The following is an 18892-nucleotide window of genomic DNA, read 5'->3' as shown; positions in this document are numbered from 1 at the left end:
AAGCTGTTTTTATATCAAGTCTTGTTTTTTGATTTGTTCATAGGTTTCTGTTGCATCCGTACATTTTTCCCAAATCATAACTTGGTTGGATTCTAAAGATTTTTGGACATCAATGATTCGCTGGTTGCTGCTTCCGCGAAATTGTAGTTTTAGGTCACGTTTGCTCAATTCAAAGCGTCCGTCAACAAGGATATCGATTTGCGAAAGGAGTTCTAATTTATCTTCTGAATCTTGTAGCAATTCATCAAAGGTATAGCCTGTCCATGACCAGATATCTTTTGTCGTACCGAACTCTTTTCGGATACGTCGTACGACTTGCAAACAAACATCTGTATTCAAAAAAGGCTCGCCGCCCAATAAAGTCAGTCCTTGTACGTAATCGTTGCGCAAGTCAGCGATGATTTGTTCTTCTAATTCAGGTGTGAATGGTTTGCCATATCGAAAATTTTGCGCCGCTTTGTTGAAGCAACCTTCGCAGGCGAATAAGCACCCGCTAACGTAAAGACTGTTACGGACACCTTCACCATCGACAAAATTAAACGGTTTGTAGTCAGCAATATAGTTTTGACTGTAGTCTTTTGCTAACCATTCTTTTGGTTTTGGATTTCTCATAAAAAAACTTCTTTCATTTAAGGTTCAAAGATATAGCTATTGAAGATAAAATCTACTCGACCACATAAATAAGAACAACCTGACCTAAATCCATTGTACAAGAAAGCTTGTTCTTATTTTGATAGAGGATGTTCAAAGATACAAAGCCATCGAAAGAGGGTGGTGAAAAAAGACTTGTCGCAGCCTCTTATTCTGAATAAACGGTGTTCAATCAGCTGACCTTCGGTATTAGCTCAAAAAACGGTAAAATAGGAGGAGCCATTTTTCCATTTTGTTTCTCTAATACTCAGGTCAGGGCGCTGATTTCACAACCTCTTTCTTAAACGGTGTTCAAAAGCTTGCATCTGCGGTAATAAGCCCAACTAAACGAAAAATATGAGGAGCTATTTTTGTTTAGTTGTTCTTATTACTTGATGCAGGACAGCTTTTTCACAACCTCATTTCATGTGTTTCACACGTGAGGAAATTTCTTTGTGGCGACCATGTACCATCGGACGAGCTTGTGGATTTCCTAAATAACCACAAGTACGTTTGACTACATCACATGTTTTTGGGTCATGATTTCCACATTCTGGACATTCGAAGCCTCGTTCTGTTGGTTTGAAATCACCTTCAAAACCACATTGATAGCAATGGTCAATTGGCGTATTCGTACCAAGATACCCGATTTTATCATATGCAAAATCCCACACAGCTTCTAAGGCTTTCGGGTTTTGTTGGAGCATAGGGTATTCACAGTAGTGGATGAATCCACCTGAACAATATTTTGGATAATCCTTCTCAAATTCCAATTTTTCAAATGGCGTTGGGTTTTTACGCACATCATAGTGGAAACTGTTTGTATAATATTCTTTATCTGTGATATTTTCGATGATACCAAATTTTTCTGTATCTAAACGACAGAAACGATCAGTCAGACTTTCACTTGGTGTTGAATAGACGCTGAAATGATAACCGTATTCATCACCCCATGCATCCGCATTGGCTTTTAATTCTTTGACGATGTCAAGTGTGAAAGCTTTTGCCTCTGGGTTTGTTTCCCATTCGCCACCAAAGAAAGCTGAAGCAACTTCATATAATCCAATGTAGCCTAATGATACAGTAGCTCGACGGTTTTTGAATAATTCATTGACAGAATCGGTACGTGAAAGACGTTTTCCGAAAGCACCATACATGTATAAGATTGGCGCATTTGCTGGAATGGCTTCTTTACAACGTTCTACACGATAGAGAAGCGCATCTTTCATGATTTCTAAACGGTCAGACAATAGCTGCCAGAATTTGTTCTGATCTCCTTTTGATTCGATCGCGATTCTTGGTAAATTCAATGTAACCACACCTAAATTCATTCGTCCGACATTTACTTCTTGACCATTTTCGTCTTTCCATCCTTGCAAGAATGAACGACAGCCCATAGGTACTTTGAAACTTCCAGTTAATTCGACGATTTTGTCGTAATTCAGAATATCAGGATACATTCGTTTCGTTGCACATTCCAATGCTAGTTGTTTGATGTCGTAATTAGGATCTTCAGGGTTTAAGTTTACACCTTTTTTTAAAGTGAAGATCAGTTTAGGGAAGATAGCTGTTCGCTTTTCACTCCCTAATCCATTGATTCGGATCTGTAAAATCGCTTTTTGGATTTCTCTTTCAAACCAGTTTTCCCCCAAACCAAACCCTAATGAAGTGAAAGGGGTTTGCCCATTTGAAGTAAATAAGGTATTGATTTCATATTCCAAACTTTGCATAGCATCGAAGATATCTTTTTTGGTTTTTGCTTTTGCATATTCTTTTTGGCGTTCTGGCGAATCGATCCATTCTTCCGCGTCTTTTAGATGTTTTTTATAGTTCAATTCTGCAAAAGGAGCCAGCAATTCATCTGTTCGGTCGGCAGAACAGCCGCCATATTGACTTGACGCAACATTAGCAATGATCTGTGAGATTTGTGCTGTCGCTGTCTGGATAGATTTAGGTGATTCCACTTCCGCATTTCCAATTTTGAAACCGTTGTTCAGCATACCTTTGAAATCAATCAAGCAGCAATTTGTCATCGGTGTGTAAGGATGATAATCCAAATCATGGTAATGGATATCACCTTTTTGATGGGCATTTGCTATATGTGGCGGCAACATTTTCAGTCCGATCGATTTTCCGACAATGCCGGCTGTTAGATCACGCTGTGTATTGAAAACATTACTGTCTTTATTTGCATTTTCATTCACGACAGTCTGGTCTTTGTTGATTAGTTTTTCAATCGAAAAGTTGATATCTGTCGCTTTACTGCGAGCAAAATCCCGTTTTGTACGGTAATTGATATACTCTTCTGCTAATTCATATTCGTTTTTTTCTAATAAGATATGTTCCACGATGTTTTGAATCTCATAGATCTTGACATTTTCAGCAAACCGGCTTTTGATTTCTTGGACAACCAAGTCTGCAATCATTTGGATTTTTTCGTAAGTAAGTGGGGATAATGAGCCGTGAATTTTCTTTTCAGCTTTGATTAGTGCTTCGTTGATCTTTTGTTCATCGAAATCAACATGGCGGCCATCTCGTTTGATAACTTTCATCTGGTGTGCCTCTGGTTGCTGAGTAACGACTGTTTTCTCTTCATAATTTACTTTCATTATCTTCAACTCCTGCTAAATTGTTCTTGTCTATCATAAAACAAAATTTAGGAAGGAGCAACTAATTATCGGCTATATATAGTATTCAATCCGCTGTATAATTGGATTTCTATACTATATGTAGTGTATATTTTATTGTGAAAAAAAGTGAAAACTTGTAGTTGATGGATTTGTTTTTTGCATATTTAATTTAGCTGAATAAAATAATTGAATAAAATTTTTTTATTTAGGCTAAGAAAAAGTGACAAAAACATAAGAGCAAATTGTTCGTAGATATGCTACTATGCAAATAAACAGAAATGAAAGAGGAGAAGAAGAATTGGAAAAGATGATCGAAGTGAAACATCTCAGTAAAAGCTACGGTAGCAAACTTTCTCCCGTCAAAGCTTTAGATAATATCTCATTCACAGTAGAAGAAGGCGAATTTGTTGGGATCATGGGTCCAAGTGGTGCAGGCAAGACGACGTTGATGAATATTTTATCCACGATCAATTTGCCTACGATGGGTAGTGTCTTGATTCAAGGAAAAGAAATCACAAAAATGAAAAATAGTGAGCTCAGTGACTTTCGCCGAAAAAAACTAGGATTCATTTTTCAAGAATTCAATTTGATCGATACTTTAAATGCAAAAGACAATATCCTATTGCCCCTAGCAGTTGAACGGATGACTAAGGAAGAGATGGAAAAGAGAGTAAGACACGTAGCTCAATTGTTGAATATAGAAGAACTGCTAAAACGATATCCAGATGAGCTTTCTGTCGGTCAGCGACAACGAATTGCAGCCGCTAGAGCCCTTGTTGTTCAGCCACAAGTAATCTTTGCAGATGAACCAACTGGATCTCTAGATTCGAAGTCGGCCACAGAATTGTTGAATTATTTACAGACTATGAATCAAAAAGAAAAAGCGACAATCTTGTTAGTCACCCATGACCCATATACAGCGAGCTACTGTGACAGAATTTTATTTATTAAAGACGGCGTGATTTTTTCAGAAGTTGTGAGAAGAGGGACAAGAAGAGAATTCTTTGAAAAAGTAATCGACATGCAGGCGACGATTGGTGGAGGAGGAAAAATGAATGCTGTATAAACTAGCCGTCAAAAGCTTTTTTCGGCAATCCCGAGGGTATCTTGTTTATTTTTTCAGTTTGACTTTATCCGTGATGATTTATTATTCATTCAGCGCAATGACTTATGATCAATCTTTAGTTAGAAGAGCAAGTCCAGATACTTCGATAGATGGTGGATTGAGTTTTGGCGGACTGATCATTACTGTCGTTTTACTTTTTTTCGTATTCAGTGCCAACCGATTTTTTTTGAATAGAAGACAAAAAGAAATAGGTATCTATCAACTTTTTGGTATGAACAAACTACAAATTTCAGGTATATATGTGTTGGAAATCATGATAATTGGGTTATTTGCCTGTATCTTTGGGATATTGCTCGGCATTATTTTCTCCAAACTCTTTTCCATGATTTTGGTTCGAATGATGGATATGGATCTTAATAGTCCGTTTTTTATCTCCATTCCATCAGTCGCAGATACTTTATTTGCTTTTTTCATCATCCTTTTAGCAGTATCTGTGTATTCGATATGGAAAATCTGGCGCTACCCGATGATTCGAAGTTTTGGAGAAAAAGAACAAGCAGATAGTTCAACGATGCGTTTCAGAACAAGGCATCGATTACTCGCTGTCATTGGGTTATTGCTTTTAACGAGCGGATATTTTGGGGCTAGTCATTTTAGAGAAATCACTTCATGGATGATCAGTCATCATTACCTTGAGACATTCATTCTCTTTTTGCCTTTTCTGATCTTTTTCATTTGTGTGATTGGTACTTATTTGTTTTTCTGCTATACATTTCGGCTCTTTTTGATCATATTGAGTAAATGGAAGCTCTATTACTATGGGATCAATTTTTTAATAATAGGTAATACACAAGTGCACCTGCTCAAAAGCTGGCGGACGAATTCTCTAATTACAGTCATTCTTGGAATTTCTTTAATGACGATTGGCGGTACGGCTAGTATTTCTACTATTTTATCGTATCAGGAGAAAGTATCCTCCCCGATGGACTATCAGTTTGATGTCGAGACAGAAAAAAAAATCAAGCCTATTCTGGCAGAGGAAGGACAGAAGATAACTAAAGAAATCACCTTGCATTATAAAGTCATAGGTAGTATCTACAGACCAGATCTCGAAGAACCTATGTTTCAAACTGCTAATCTGATCACAGAAACAGAATATCAAGCCTTCAGAAAAGTTAATCCGGATTTGCCAAACGTTTCTTTGAAATCTCCTAACTATACTGTTTTGCTTGATCAAATGCAAACTCTTTTCCGGAATATTTCATTATATGGTTCTAGTATTGGATTGCCAGATAATCAAGAGTTGAAGATTCAACAAATGCTTCCAAGTGTATTAGGTGACGAAACGATGGTATATCTAAGTCCTGTGCTAGTCGTGGATGATAACGTTTTTGAAAAAGCAAAAGGTGTAGATTATCAAGTAGTCAATGTGGATGTGTCAGGTGGGAATAATGAAAAGATAGATGAACGACTGAGCAGTGAAATGTCGATAAAGTGGCTCAATGCTATTTATTATTCTTATGATATCGTAAATGGGCGTCTGCAAGGAGAAATTAGTACAAAGAAACTGCCAGATGACAAAATGAAGGAAGCTCAATTTAGTCAAGAAGGTTCTCGGTTGAACTTCTCCTCCAGCTATTCAAAATTGCGTGCAGTCAACCGGCGGATTGGTATCAATATTTTTGTCACACTGTTTGTCGGAATGATCGTCATTATTGCTACTGGCAGTATTCTGACCGTTCGACAATTAGCAGAAGCAGAGGAAGAAAAAGAAAATTATCACCTATTGACTAAACTGGGGATACCACAAAGAAGAATTAGAAGGATGATTTTCGAGCAAAACGCACTTACCTTTTTTCCACCCATGATATTAGGAATCACTCATGCAGTATTTGCAATCAATGTTTTCACTCAGTATATCAAAACTGCCGATTATTGGTTGGCTTATCTTGTCAGTGGCTTATTGATCCTTATCTATCTTTTGCTTTATGTCATTACGAGTCAGTTATATTGTCGGATTATCGAGGAATGACAGGCGGAATAAGACAAGATAATAAAAAGTACTAAATTTTAAACACCGTTTAAAGAAGAGATTGTGAAAAAGCTGTCCTGCATCAAGTAATAAAAAACAGCCAAGCAAAAATAGTTTCCCATGTTTTTGATTTGGCTGGACTTATTACCGCAGATGCAAGCTTTTACACACCGTTTATTTGGAAGAAGAGGTTGTGACACGCTTTTTGTCACAACCTCTTTATTTTTTATATTTTTTAAAATTACTAGAAATTATAAAGAAAAAAGCAGTGTTTTGATGTGCTATTTTTATAAAAGCTATGTGACAAAACTGTTAGTAAAAAAACGGTTTCTGTAAGCTAGACACATGTTTCTTTTTGTCAAAATTCGTTACACTTTGTGTGAGGTTATATGAGGAGGGAATCCAATGAACAAATGGTGGTCTAATCCAAAATTGAATTATTGGGGAAAATTCATCATTCGAACAATTTTTTATAGTGCGGTACTGCTGTTCCTGATCTACCTGTATCACTATAAAAATATTCAAGGAGGAACATTTATCTATAACGAATTTTAGGAGGAAGAGTATGGAAATCAAAACGATTATTGAAGCAGTCGATGATTGGGGAATAAGCGAACCTGATCGAATTGCTTATCAGGCGGATGAGATGCATACTTTTGGAGAATTGAAACAAGCATCAGACGCACTTGCTTATTATTTAGAAGAAAAGGTAGAAGGGGATGGACCAATCGTCGTTTTTGGTAATTTAGAATTTGAGATGATTGTCGCATTTCTAGGAATTGTCAAATCTGGTCATGCCTATTTGCCAATTGAAGAACATACACCCAAAGAACGTATCCTGTCGATCTTTCGGGTGGCTAAACCATCTATGGTCGTCAGTATTGGGAATTGGATAGAAGATATTCCTTCTGTTCCTGTCGTAACAAAAGAAGAATTTCAAGAAATCGAGAAGATACCAGTAGAATTTTATCCCAGAAACAGCGTAAAAGGTACAGAAAATTTTTATATTATTTTTACTTCTGGTACTACTGGAGAACCAAAAGGCGTACAAATCAGTCATGATAATCTAGTCAGCTTTGTTCAATGGACGATGGAAGACTTTGGGATCAAGCCTGGTATGCATTTCTTAGCCCAAGCGCCATTTTCTTTTGATTTATCGGTATTTTCTATTTATCCTGCATTAGTTTCTGGTGGAATGCTGAAGCCGTTGAATAAAGAAGTTATTCAGGATTTTCGTCAATTGTTCGCGACATTGCCTAACTTGAAGTTGAATATTTGGGTTTCTACTCCATCTTTTATGGATATTTGCTTGATGGAGCCTACCTTCAATGGAGAAAATGTGCCAGAATTGGACATGTTTTTATTTTGCGGAGAAGAATTGACAAAAAAAACTGCAGAAACGCTACTTGATCGATTCCCAAATGCACGGATATATAATACTTACGGTCCAACAGAAGCAACTGTGGCTATTTCAAGTATCCAGATTGATCAGCACGTACTAGATAAATATGACCGACTACCGATCGGCTATGTAAAAAAAGACACCAAAGTTTCTATTGTCCAAGAAGACAAACTTGTTCCAAACGGAGAAACAGGTGAGATCATTATTGCAGGACCAAGCGTATCAAAAGGTTACCTGAACAATCCAGAAAAAACAGCAGCTGCGTTCTTTTGTCAAAATGACTTAGCAAGTTACCATACAGGGGATGCAGGAAGGTTGGATGAAGACGGGCTTTTATTTTATGAAGGCCGTATGGATCAGCAAGTCAAATTACATGGTTACCGGATCGAGTTAGGGGATATCGAACATTATCTGTTGCAAGACTCCCGGATCAAACAAGCCGTTGTCGTACCAAAATATCAAGGAACAAAAGTGCAGCAGCTTGTTGCTTTCATCGTATTAGAAAACGCAACGAAACAACCGGATTTTCAACTGACCAAATCGATCAAAGAACAATTACTGCAAGTTGTGATGGAGTATATGATTCCTCAGAAGTTCCATTATGTCGATCTGCTGCCTCAGACAGTAAATGGAAAAATTGATCGAAAAAAATTAACAGCTGAGGTGAATCCTGAATGATGTTTCCTCATATGATCCCTTACGCAGAGCCGTTTTATTTTTTTCTTTTAGCCATTGCGCTTATACCAATCGTTCTATCTTTACTGATATGGAAAAAAAGATTACCAATTTATCAATCAGTGGTGACACTTTTCTTTTTATTTGTCAGCTTTGGAGGTACTTATTGGGAACAGGGAGCGGCGCTGATTGGGTATGTTTTTTGGCAGACAATCCTTGTATGGGGCTATTTTGTTCACCGGCAAAGGAAAAATCAAACAGGATGGTTTTACGCCGCCGTTATTTTAGCAATAATTCCACTGTTTTTAACGAAAGTGACTCCTTTTTTTGAACATGGAAAAGCATCGCTACTTGGTTTTTTAGGAATCTCTTATTTAACCTTTAAGTCTGTGCAAATGATCATGGAAATAAGAGATGGCATGATCAAAGTATATAATCCATTTCGTTATATCCAGTTTCTGCTGTTTTTCCCGACAATATCTTCTGGACCCATCGATCGTTATAGGAGATTTGAAAAGGATCAGCTCCATCCACCTGTTCGTGATAAATATGTTGATCTCTTGGGAAAAGGCGTCCAAAATATTTTTGTCGGTTTTTTATATAAGTTCATTATCGGTTATTATTTTGGTCAAGTACTGCTCCCTGTAGTAGGGCGCATCGCATTACAGCATGGTGGGATTTCATGGGCGTTAGTGGGTTACATGTACGTGTATAGCATGTATTTATTTTTTGATTTTGCAGGTTACAGTTTGTTTGCAGTCGGTACAAGCTACATGATGGGGTATCAGACGCCAATCAATTTCAATAAACCATTTTTATCATGGAATATCAAAGAATTCTGGAACCGATGGCATATGACCTTGTCTTTTTGGTTCCGCGATTACGTGTATATGCGGTTGATGTTCTTCATGATGAAGAAAAAAATCTTTAAAAGCAAGATCGTGATGTCAAATATCGGGTATTTCGCTTTATTTCTTCTAATGGGTGTCTGGCATGGATTGACGTGGTACTACATCGTATACGGTCTGTATCATGCTTGTCTGATCTGTCTGACAGATGCATGGATCCGATTTAAGAAGAAGCATAAAGAACAGTTGCCTTCTAACAAATTTACGCATGGCGTAGCCGTATTTTTGACATTGCAAGCGGTATGTTTCAGCTTCCTGATTTTTTCAGGATTTTTAGATAAACTTTTTTTTAGCTAACGAATAGTGACATATTAATTTATATAACAAAGGAGAAAAGGAAAATGGAAGAACAAATTTTATCAATCTTAGAAGAAATAACAGGAACAGATGAAGTAAGAAAAAATCGTGATATTGATCTATTTGATGAAGGTTTGCTTGATTCTTTAGCATCTGTGCAATTATTAGTCGAGCTAGACGGAGAGTTGGATATCCAAGTCCCAGTCTCTGAATTCGAGCGGGAGGATTGGCGCACACCGAATAAAATCATTCAACAAGCAACTGCATTGAAGGGTTGAGTATGAAAAAGAAACTCTTTGCTATTTTTGGACCTGTTGTTCTCGCTTTTGGTCTGCTTGCCCTATTCTTTACTTCTTCCTATCAAGTAAATATTGATAACCCGGAAGTAATCAAGCGAGCGTCTTCATCTATGTCAGCAAATGTACTAAAGGGCGATGCAATAAAAAACAAAGCTTTGTCTGAAAAACAATATATCCCCTTTTTTGGGTCGAGTGAATTAAGCAGGATCAGTCCATTCCATCCGTCTGTTTTGGCTGAAAAATATGATAGAGGTTATCGTCCTTTCTTGCTAGGAGCGCCGGGAACACAATCATTAAGTCAATATATGATGATGCGATCTGCAGGGGATGATTTGAAAAACAAAAAAGTGGTGTTTATCATCTCGCCTCAATGGTTTGTAAAAGATGGTGTAAAAACAGATTATTTCAACACTTACTATTCTGAACTTCAGACCTATGATTGGTTGTTCTCATTGAAAAAAGTTACATCAGCTGATCGCTATTTAGCTAGAAGACTATTAACTTTTTCAAAAGTAAAAGAGAACGATACGCTGACAGGAATTCTACAAACGATTAAAGAAGGAAAGTTACCTTTACCTGATTCTTTGGATCAGTTGCACAGCCAATGGAACATGTTGAAGCGTGAGGATGAGATATTCAGTGATATCGGTTTGAAAGATCGTCAGCAAAAAATCGATCATGAATCAAAACGATTACCAGACCACTATCAAGAAACAGAATTATCCATTTTGGCAGATGAGATTGGAAAACAAGAAACGACAAATAATCCATTTGGTTTGAAAAACGATTTTTATACACATCGTATCCGATCCCACGAGCCAGAACTCAAACAGTCACAAAAAAATTGGGATTATCGTTTTTCACCAGAATTTTCTGATTTTCAGCTGATCTTGGATCAATTAGCAAAAAACCATAATGAAGTGTTGTTTATCATTCCACCGGTCAACGAGAAATGGAGCGATTATACCGGACTATCTCAAGAAATGCTACAAGGATTTGCCAAAAAAATCAAATTTCAATTAAATAGCCAAGGATTCAATCGAATAGCTGATTTTGTCAATCAAGCTGGTACCAATTATTTTATGGAAGATACGATCCATTTAGGGTGGAAAGGCTGGCTGGCCGCAGATCAACAGATTAGACCGTTTTTAGAAGAAAACCAGCTTCCTAGTAGGTACCATCTCGATGATGCTTTTTTCAGCAAAGCTTGGCAACAGCAAGTAGCAGATAAACTACGATTAAAATAAATAAAACAGGTGGAGGATATCTGCCTGTTTTATTTATTTTAGAATATTCTGAAATAAACAGTAAAAATACCAAGTTTGCCTGAACAAAAAACAAAAGCAATGGTATAATCACAATATGAATATAGAAATGGGGGAAAACATTTGGATACAAAAGAAGAACAGCTACTAATTGATTTGACTTCTGCAAAAGGAGTACCTGGGAATGAAGAAGAGGTAAGAGAAGTATTCAGAGAATATGCTAAACCATTCGCTGATGATATTTTTTATGACGGATTAGGCAGTGTGATTGCTAAGCATGGCGCTGGCGGAGGACCAAAAGTCTTTATTTCTGGTCATATGGACGAAGTTGGTTTTATGGTAACAAAAATAACCGAAAAAGGCTTCTTGGAGTTCCAAACACTTGGAGGCTGGTGGGGACAAGTGATGCTTGCTCAACAAGTGGAAATCAAAACACGAGAAGGAAAAATCATTCACGGGGTAATTGGTTCAAAACCACCGCATGTTTTAACACCTCAGGTACGAAATAAACCATATGAAATCAAAGATATGTTTATTGATATCGGCGCATCAAACCAAGAAGAAGCCAAAGAGTGGGGCATACGTCCGGGAGATATGGTCACCCCATATATTGAATACAAACGAATGAACGGCAGTAAATATTTACTGGCAAAAGCATGGGATAATCGGTTAGGGACAGCTGTTTCTTTGCGAGTATTGGAGAATCTATCTAAAGAAGCACATCCAAATGTTTTATTTGCAGGAAGCGATGTGCAAGAAGAAGTGGGCTTGCGAGGCGCTCGAACAAGCACGCACCTTGTAAATCCAGATATTGCTTTTGCTTTAGATACTGGTACAGCAGGTGATACTCCAGGAATGACACCAAAAGAAGCAGATTCGATTTTAGGAAAAGGTCCACAGATTTTGATTTTTGATGCATCGATGATTCCGCACAAAAAATTATTGAATTTCGTTATCGATGTAGCAGAGGAAATGGCTATCCCATTCCAATATACAGTGATCTCTGGCGGTGGAACGGATGCAGGACAAATGCATTTGACAAGAGACGGTGTTCCTTCTGTAGCCATTACTGTTCCTGTTCGTTATTTGCATTCCCACACATCAGTGATCCATGAAGATGATTATTTGAATACAGTGAAGCTAGTTACTGAGTTAGTGAAACGGCTTGATAGTGAAACAGTTGAACAAATCCGGAGTTATGAATAATGAATAATAAAATGCCTATTTCTGAATATCGAAAAAAAGCGCGAGCTTCTTTAGAGAATCAATGGGGAATCAATGCTTGGCTTGTTTTCTTATCCATATTGTTCACAAGCGTCATACAGAATTTTTTTGACGGTTTCAGTCCTTTTACGGAAGAAAGCATGCAGCAAAACCTATTGAGTTTTCTAGTCAATAATTTGCTTTTATTCGCATTCAACTATGCATTGTTTTATATTGCGTTAGTAGTTGTACGAGGTGGCAGACCAAAAAGCAATCTTCTATTTTCAGTTTTCCAAAAAAAATATTTTGGTTCGATACTTGTCATCAATTTGATTAATTCAATCATCAACTGGTTGCTCAATAGTTTGATCTTTCTGCCCATGTTTTTAATCAGCGGAGTGAGTGCTTATACGCAGTTGCTTTTCAATTCAAGTACGGTACCTACGGATGTCATGCCAGGAGATTTTCTTGATATCAGCTTTGTTTTATCAATGGTAGGGATGATTTTTGTTTCAGCACTTATCATGAGCATCGTTGGCGGATTGTTCCAATTTGCTGCATGGACGAAGTTCGACTATCCTGATTTGTCGGTTGTACAATGCTTAAAATATGGCTGGGTCTTATTGAAAGATAGAATCGGTACGTATATTTTGTTGCAACTATCTTTTATCGGCTGGTATTTGTTAGGGGCAATCGCTTTATTCATCGGTCTTTTGTGGGTCATCGTTTATGTGAATGTATCAGTTGCAGAATTTTATGAACAAGCACGGATTGAAAAAGGTGGTCCAGAAGCCTATTTTGCTTAATCTGTAAGCAGTTCATTCATTAGAAAAATAACTTTTGTGGTAGGATAAATCTTTGAGGGGGAATGTATGATGAAATTAACTGTTTTAGGCTGCTTAGGGGCGTATCCTTATAATAATCAAGGGACAACAGGTTATTTACTTCAATCTGACGGTTTCAACTTGTTGATTGATGCAGGTAGTGCTACACTGATCAAATTACAAGAACATCTTGATCCACTTGATTTGGATGCTGTGATCCTTAGCCATTATCATCATGATCATATTGCTGACCTTGGTGTATTACAGTATTACTGGCAACTTCATCCCAAGAGAGATCCGGAGACATTGCTTTCAATTTACGGGCACACAAAAGATTCTGTCCACTTTGAAGAATTGACGATGGCGAATGTCTCAAAAGGACATCCTTATTTTGAAGCCGAAGAATTAAAAATTGGTCCTTTTCTGATTACTTTTATGGAAACAATCCATCCAGTAGTATGTTACGCCATGCGAATCGTAGAAGAAGCAACGGGGAAAGTATTCGTATTTACAGGAGATTCAGGTTATTTGGAAAGTTTCGCTGATTTTGCGAAAGAGGCTGATTTGTTTCTAGCAGATACCTATCTATTTGAAGGAAATGAACATCATCATGCACATTTCACTTCAAAAGAAGCTGGAGAACTGGCGAAATCAGCTAACGTAAAGAAACTTGTACTTACCCATCTACCTCAGTTTGGCGACTTAGAACAATTGAAAAATGAAGCGCAAAAAGCAGCAGGTAAAGGGATAGATGTAGAACTTGCTGCAGTTGACAAAGTGTTTGACATTTAGGAGGAAGAACATGATTTTTGTACCAAATGAAAACCACGACCCAAGAATCAATTTAGCAATTGAACAATACTTGTTGCAAGAAATGCCATTAGATGAACCCATTTTGCTCTTTTATATCAATGAACCTTCAATCATCATCGGTAGGAATCAGAACACGATTGAAGAAATCAATCGAGATTATGTGGAAGAACATGGTATTCATGTGGTCCGCCGTCTAAGTGGAGGCGGAGCTGTCTACCATGATTTTGGGAACTTGAACTTTAGTTTTATTATGCCTGATGATGGTGATTCCTTCCGTGATTTTGCGAAAGTAACACAACCAATCATCCAAGCACTTCATGAATTGGGTGTTGCCGGGGCTGAGTTGAAAGGCCGAAATGATTTAGTCATTGATGGTATGAAATTTTCCGGTAATGCGATGTATGCTACCAATGGCCGAATGTTTGCTCATGGAACGATCATGTTCGACTCTGATATCAATGAAGTAGTCAATGCATTAAAAGTAAAAAAAGACAAAATCGAATCAAAAGGAATCAAATCGATCCGTTCTCGTGTGACGAATATCAAACCGTTTCTTCCCGAAGAAAAACAAAAAATGACAACGGAAGAATTTCGTCAAGAAATCTTGTTGAAAATTTTTGGTGTAGAATCAGTAGAGGAAGTAAAAACGTACGAATTGACCGACGAAGATTGGAAAAAAATCAATCGAATCTCTGAAGAATATTACCGAAATTGGGATTGGAATTACGGAAAGTCCCCAGATTTCAATTTCTCTCGTCAAAAACGTTTCTCTATCGGTTCGATCGAAGTCCACTTGAATGTATCAGAAGGAATGATTAAAGAAGCAAAAATCTTTGGTGATTTCTTCGGACTAGGAGATATCTCTGATGTCGAAAAAAAATTGGTGGGACAGAAATATGATAAAGAATCTCTATCAAAAATAGTTGACCAAATTGATGTGAAAAAATATTTTGGTGCGATAGAATCAGAAGAATTGCTTACCTTACTTTATTAAAAACAAAAAGCAGCGGAATCCTTATGTATTGGATCCCACTGCTTTTTTATATAGAATTCGAGTAATTTCGGGAAAGCTGAACAGTGATACGATCAATCAATGTATCTTTTTCCTGCGTTAGTGTTCCAGTGTAACGATCTGCCACATCTTTCATCATCATCAAATCAAAGCGTTCCTGATCATCTAATTCTTCTGTGATACCTCGACTGAATATATTCGTATCATAATGTGCACTATGTTCGCAACAAATGACGAAATGATCCTCTTGCTCATGTATCGACAAATGAATTTTTCGATACAGCGGATTTTCGATGGCATGAGTTTCTCTAAATGAATGCTCTAGGGCATGAATCAAAAGCTGGGCTAGATCATCATCTTTGATAGGAAGCTCCTCAGGAAGTTCTGCTTGGAAGGTGATCTGGATATTCCGTTTAGCAGCTAACTGTTGATAGCGCGCGAAAATCAGATTTGTCATCTGATGATTGCAAAAAGAACACAGCATTTCAAAATTTTTTGCTTCTTCCAAGATTGTTTCCACATATTTTTTTGCTTTTACTTGATCCGTATGCATTAAGTCTTGCAGATTTTCCATTTCCTGAACAAATTCTAAACGAAGCGTATTTACTTCTTGGATATGCTGTCGAAGTTGCTCATAATGCTGTTCCAGCAAATCGTTTTTGATTTTTAAGAAATCTACTTGTCTTCGGTCTTTATCTGTGTTCAGAATGTGGTCAATCAGATTGTAACTGATAATAACAATCAAAATAATAATGAATAAAATCGTAGACCAATTGATCGTCGTTTGATAAATACCTAGTGCTGTTTGGATATAAATCAAGCAGTGGATAATGGCAACCAAGACGATCCAAGGTGTACAAACTACATAAAAACGATTGTTCTTATATGCTTCACCAATGCAGGTAAGCGAAGTGACTAGAGTACTGATAACACTAGCTATATTAGCAATTGGCATCAATTCAGGAAGTTCTGCAGAAGTAAAAGCTGCATAAAGCAGAACACCAGAAAAGATCGAAAGCTGGATTTTACAAAAAATCCCATACCATTTTTTATAATAAATCATCCGGCTCCAATAATAGCAGATAATGAAAGCCGAGGTTAGGATAATAAATAAATGAGATAAAAAAGAGTGAACGAATGGTTCAAAAAGGATGCCACTTAAAATATCTTCTGAAACAGCTTCAAATCCTAATGCCAAAGCAAAGCAGCTTAAGATAATCAGCGAGTATTCAAGCCGTTTTTGTTTGTACATCAAGTAGATGGTATAGATAAACGTCCCAATAGCAATGAAAACTGCAATGATCATCGTTAATACTTGCGGTACTGATTGAGAATAGATAAAACCGATTAACGGACCAGTTGTACCTATATAGACTTTCGGTGGCAACCCAGCGTAGTTTTGATAAGGAGATGAGACAGAGATCATCAATTTTTTTCCGATGTAATCTGATGGTAAATCTATCACAGCCAGCGATAATCCAGGGTTGCTTTCTGCGTCGTAATCTTCCCGTTGGTATAAAATGTTTCCGTTTAGATACACAGTAATCCATTGGTGATTTCCTTTGATTAGTAAATTTGCTTCGTTCAACGGTTTCTCAAGTGTCGTTTCCATAATAAATGTTTCATCTTTGTCTACGGTAGGAATCGTACGAGTGTACTTGCTGTCAAACTTAAAATCAGGATCATCTTTTGAATAGAAAACCCATGAATCTTTTATTTCTTTCATTTGATTACTATCAGCAGGAGAGAAGATAAAATAGAAGAAATAAGCAATCCCTGCTAAAAATAATACTGATAATATAATTATTATGCTCCATTTTATGCGCATATAGAAAGATTCTTTTTTATTATATATGTTATTAAAAAAAGCCATAAAGGTATTCCTTTCTAAAACTTGTAATTTTAGGGTAAACGTTTTTTTTACTAACGTCAATTATTTATAATAAAAAATGAGATAAAGATGAGGAAATAGAATCAAAAAACGTCGTTGTCATAAAAATGTGTTTTTACAGTTATAATTTGAAAAAAATTTATCGTTATTATATGATTAAGAAGGATTGAAGAAAGAAAGGAGTTGAAAACGATGCCTGATTACAAAAAAATAACTTTTGTTAGTTCTGTAACGCTGATTATATTTTTAATACTTATTCTTCTCGTCGTCTTGGTTCCCCGAATTTTTGGATTGACTCCTTATATTATTGAGGATAGAGAAATGAACCCATATTATGCACAAGGAAATCTGATATATGTACGACCAAAAAATACAGATGAGATTTTAGTCGGAGATATTATTACATATTATGAAAATTCAGGTAAAAAAATCTCGACACGTCGCGTAATAGCTATTGAAAACAACTACAACGACTTTTATACAAAAGCTGACACACGGACTTATATCGAGCCTGGAGTAGTAAAAAAGAGAAATATTATCGGTAGTCCAATCTTCCAGATTCCATATATTGGTCTGGTCCTTTCCAAAACAGCATTTGCATGGATCCAGGGGTTATTCTTTACGATTGCTTTTTGCTTAACAGGAATCACAGCTTGGAATACTTTTGTAGAGTTGAAGAAGAAGCGGAGACGAACACAGAAATTTTTGTGAGAATGTTGAAAAAGACAAATATATTCAAGAGATACCATTACTCTTCTGAACGAGTGATACGGAAAATACTCATACAGCTTGTAGATTTAGCTAGTTGTTCGTATAATGTGTAAAGAGGAGGAGTAGTATGCGCAATGAAATGATGCATCGTCCTGTAGTCAAAGAAGAACTATTGGACTTTATGCGTACCCAGCAAAAAAAATTACCGGGTGAGCTAGGCAAATTGGAAGAAGAAGCTCATGTAGCAGAAGTACCGGTTATTCCCCACGAAACAGTTGTATTTTTGAAATTTTTACTTGGACAGATTCAGCCTGAACGAATCTTAGAGATCGGTGCAGCTATCGGTTTTTCATCAAGTGTCATGGCGACAACAATCGGAGAAAATGCTCATGTTACGACCATTGATCGTTTCGATGTCATGATCGAGAAAGCGAAAAAAAACTATGAACGTCTAGGATTGACAGATAAAGTAACCTTGCTTGAAGGGCAAGCCGCAGATATTTTGCCTGAGTTGTCTGGTCCATATGACTTTATTTTTATGGATAGTGCAAAATCAAAATATATTGAATTTTTACCTGAATGTTTGCGTTTGTTACGAAAAGGTGGCGTTTTGATGGTAGATGATATTTTCCAAGGAGGGACGATCTTGCTCCCTGATGAAGAGATTCCTCGTGGCAAACGAGCTATCCATCGTAAATTAAATGTATTCCTTCGTGTCGTGATGAACCATCCTGATTTGACATCGACCATCTTACCATTAGGCGATGGTGTAATCTTAATGACAAAAGAAGCAGAAGAAATCGATTGGTGATACATGATTATGACAATCAGTAAGTGATTGATTATATCAAGGAATCCATCTAAATTTGATGTGAAAGAGACTGTATTTGTAAAACAACTGAAGGAAATAGTAAATAGATTGAAATAAACAGGAGTAAGCATGAAGACAATGCAACTCCTGTTTTCGACTGATAACCTTAGAATAGATGGAAGCGAATGTTTCTTTTCAAAGGATTGATTTGGTAGTTGAATTAAAATAATTGGCTATTTGCTAATTAAATAACTATTTCATATTGACAGAAGCAATTTAATTATCTATAATTATTGATGTTCCGCTGATTCCTGTCATAGTAGCTCAGCTGGATAGAGCATCCGCCTTCTAAGCGGACGGTCGGGGGTTCGAATCCCTCCTGTGACGCTAAAAAACCGTTAGAAACCTCAGTTTCTAACGGTT

The 18892-nt window shown here is 36.9% G+C and carries 16 protein-coding genes and 1 tRNA gene; 14 read left to right on the top strand and 3 right to left on the bottom strand.

Annotation, left to right across the window (positions count from 1 at the left end):
* Positions 1-9 precede the first annotated feature (9 nt).
* Entirely contained in the window at positions 10-612 is a 603-nt protein-coding gene (nrdG, locus tag HMPREF2961_RS14090) for an anaerobic ribonucleoside-triphosphate reductase activating protein (RefSeq protein WP_002292348.1), read from the bottom strand.
* 437 nt (positions 613-1049) lie between these two features.
* Positions 1050-3239: an anaerobic ribonucleoside-triphosphate reductase gene (gene nrdD / locus HMPREF2961_RS14085; RefSeq protein ID WP_002292349.1), complete on the bottom strand. Its 2190-nt coding sequence runs from the start codon at positions 3237-3239 to the stop codon at positions 1050-1052.
* Between the two features lie 319 nt (positions 3240-3558).
* On the opposite strand from nrdD, the gene HMPREF2961_RS14080 reads away from it, so the two are divergent.
* The 11 genes from HMPREF2961_RS14080 to HMPREF2961_RS14030 all read left to right on the top strand — a co-directional run bounded on the left by HMPREF2961_RS14080 (position 3559) and on the right by HMPREF2961_RS14030 (position 15038).
* The gene (locus HMPREF2961_RS14080; RefSeq protein WP_002310242.1) at positions 3559-4326 is read left to right on the top strand and encodes an ABC transporter ATP-binding protein; all 768 of its coding nucleotides are present in this window, start codon (positions 3559-3561) and stop codon (positions 4324-4326) included.
* Positions 4316-6358 (top strand): ABC transporter permease, encoded by a 2043-nt coding sequence (locus HMPREF2961_RS14075; RefSeq protein ID WP_002315427.1) that lies wholly within the window; start codon positions 4316-4318, stop codon positions 6356-6358. Before HMPREF2961_RS14080 ends, HMPREF2961_RS14075 begins: the two co-directional genes overlap by 11 nt.
* 405 nt (positions 6359-6763) lie before the next feature.
* On the top strand, positions 6764-6913 hold the full coding sequence (locus HMPREF2961_RS14070; protein ID WP_002292353.1) for a teichoic acid D-Ala incorporation-associated protein DltX: 150 nt from the start codon (positions 6764-6766) through the stop codon (positions 6911-6913).
* 10 nt (positions 6914-6923) lie between these two features.
* Complete coding sequence (gene dltA, locus HMPREF2961_RS14065; RefSeq protein ID WP_070705082.1) at positions 6924-8438, top strand: D-alanine--poly(phosphoribitol) ligase subunit DltA; 1515 nt, start codon at positions 6924-6926, stop codon at positions 8436-8438.
* Positions 8435-9640: a D-alanyl-lipoteichoic acid biosynthesis protein DltB gene (gene dltB, locus HMPREF2961_RS14060; protein WP_002315425.1), complete on the top strand. Its 1206-nt coding sequence runs from the start codon at positions 8435-8437 to the stop codon at positions 9638-9640. The genes dltA and dltB overlap by 4 nt, the downstream gene beginning before the upstream one ends.
* A gap of 44 nt (positions 9641-9684) precedes the next feature.
* Entirely contained in the window at positions 9685-9918 is a 234-nt protein-coding gene (gene dltC / locus HMPREF2961_RS14055) for a D-alanine--poly(phosphoribitol) ligase subunit DltC (RefSeq protein ID WP_002292356.1), read from the top strand.
* A 2-nt stretch (positions 9919-9920) separates the two neighbouring features.
* Positions 9921-11186, top strand: a complete 1266-nt coding sequence (dltD, locus tag HMPREF2961_RS14050) for a D-alanyl-lipoteichoic acid biosynthesis protein DltD (protein ID WP_025477279.1) — start codon at positions 9921-9923, stop codon at positions 11184-11186.
* 141 nt (positions 11187-11327) lie between these two features.
* Positions 11328-12410 carry a M42 family metallopeptidase gene (locus tag HMPREF2961_RS14045; protein WP_002315423.1) on the top strand — a complete coding sequence of 361 codons (1083 nt, stop codon included), beginning with the start codon at positions 11328-11330 and terminating at the stop codon, positions 12408-12410.
* Positions 12410-13213, top strand: coding sequence for a DUF975 family protein (locus HMPREF2961_RS14040; RefSeq protein WP_070705079.1), 804 nt, complete (start codon positions 12410-12412; stop codon positions 13211-13213). The genes HMPREF2961_RS14045 and HMPREF2961_RS14040 overlap by 1 nt, the downstream gene beginning before the upstream one ends.
* Positions 13214-13282: 69 nt before the next feature.
* Entirely contained in the window at positions 13283-14023 is a 741-nt protein-coding gene (locus HMPREF2961_RS14035; protein ID WP_016853388.1) for an MBL fold metallo-hydrolase, read from the top strand.
* 10 nt (positions 14024-14033) lie between these two features.
* Positions 14034-15038: a lipoate--protein ligase gene (locus HMPREF2961_RS14030; RefSeq protein ID WP_002310251.1), complete on the top strand. Its 1005-nt coding sequence runs from the start codon at positions 14034-14036 to the stop codon at positions 15036-15038.
* A 46-nt stretch (positions 15039-15084) separates the two neighbouring features.
* On the opposite strand, the gene HMPREF2961_RS14025 is transcribed toward HMPREF2961_RS14030, so the two are convergent.
* On the bottom strand, positions 15085-16929 hold the full coding sequence (locus tag HMPREF2961_RS14025) for an ATP-binding protein (RefSeq protein WP_002315421.1): 1845 nt from the start codon (positions 16927-16929) through the stop codon (positions 15085-15087).
* A gap of 210 nt (positions 16930-17139) precedes the next feature.
* On the opposite strand from HMPREF2961_RS14025, the gene HMPREF2961_RS14020 reads away from it, so the two are divergent.
* From HMPREF2961_RS14020 to HMPREF2961_RS14010, 3 genes are all read left to right on the top strand, one after another.
* Positions 17140-17658, top strand: a complete 519-nt coding sequence (locus HMPREF2961_RS14020; protein ID WP_002292363.1) for a signal peptidase I — start codon at positions 17140-17142, stop codon at positions 17656-17658.
* 127 nt (positions 17659-17785) lie between these two features.
* Positions 17786-18469: an O-methyltransferase gene (locus tag HMPREF2961_RS14015; RefSeq protein WP_002315420.1), complete on the top strand. Its 684-nt coding sequence runs from the start codon at positions 17786-17788 to the stop codon at positions 18467-18469.
* A gap of 313 nt (positions 18470-18782) precedes the next feature.
* Positions 18783-18856 (top strand) — tRNA-Arg (locus HMPREF2961_RS14010).
* Positions 18857-18892: the final 36 nt, after the last annotated feature.

Source organism: Enterococcus sp. HMSC076E04 (assembly GCF_001814285.1).
In the GTDB taxonomy this organism is placed as follows: domain Bacteria; phylum Bacillota; class Bacilli; order Lactobacillales; family Enterococcaceae; genus Enterococcus_B; species Enterococcus_B lactis.
The sequence above is the reverse complement of the archived record's forward strand: the minus strand, read 5'-3'. Positions and strand labels throughout refer to the sequence as shown.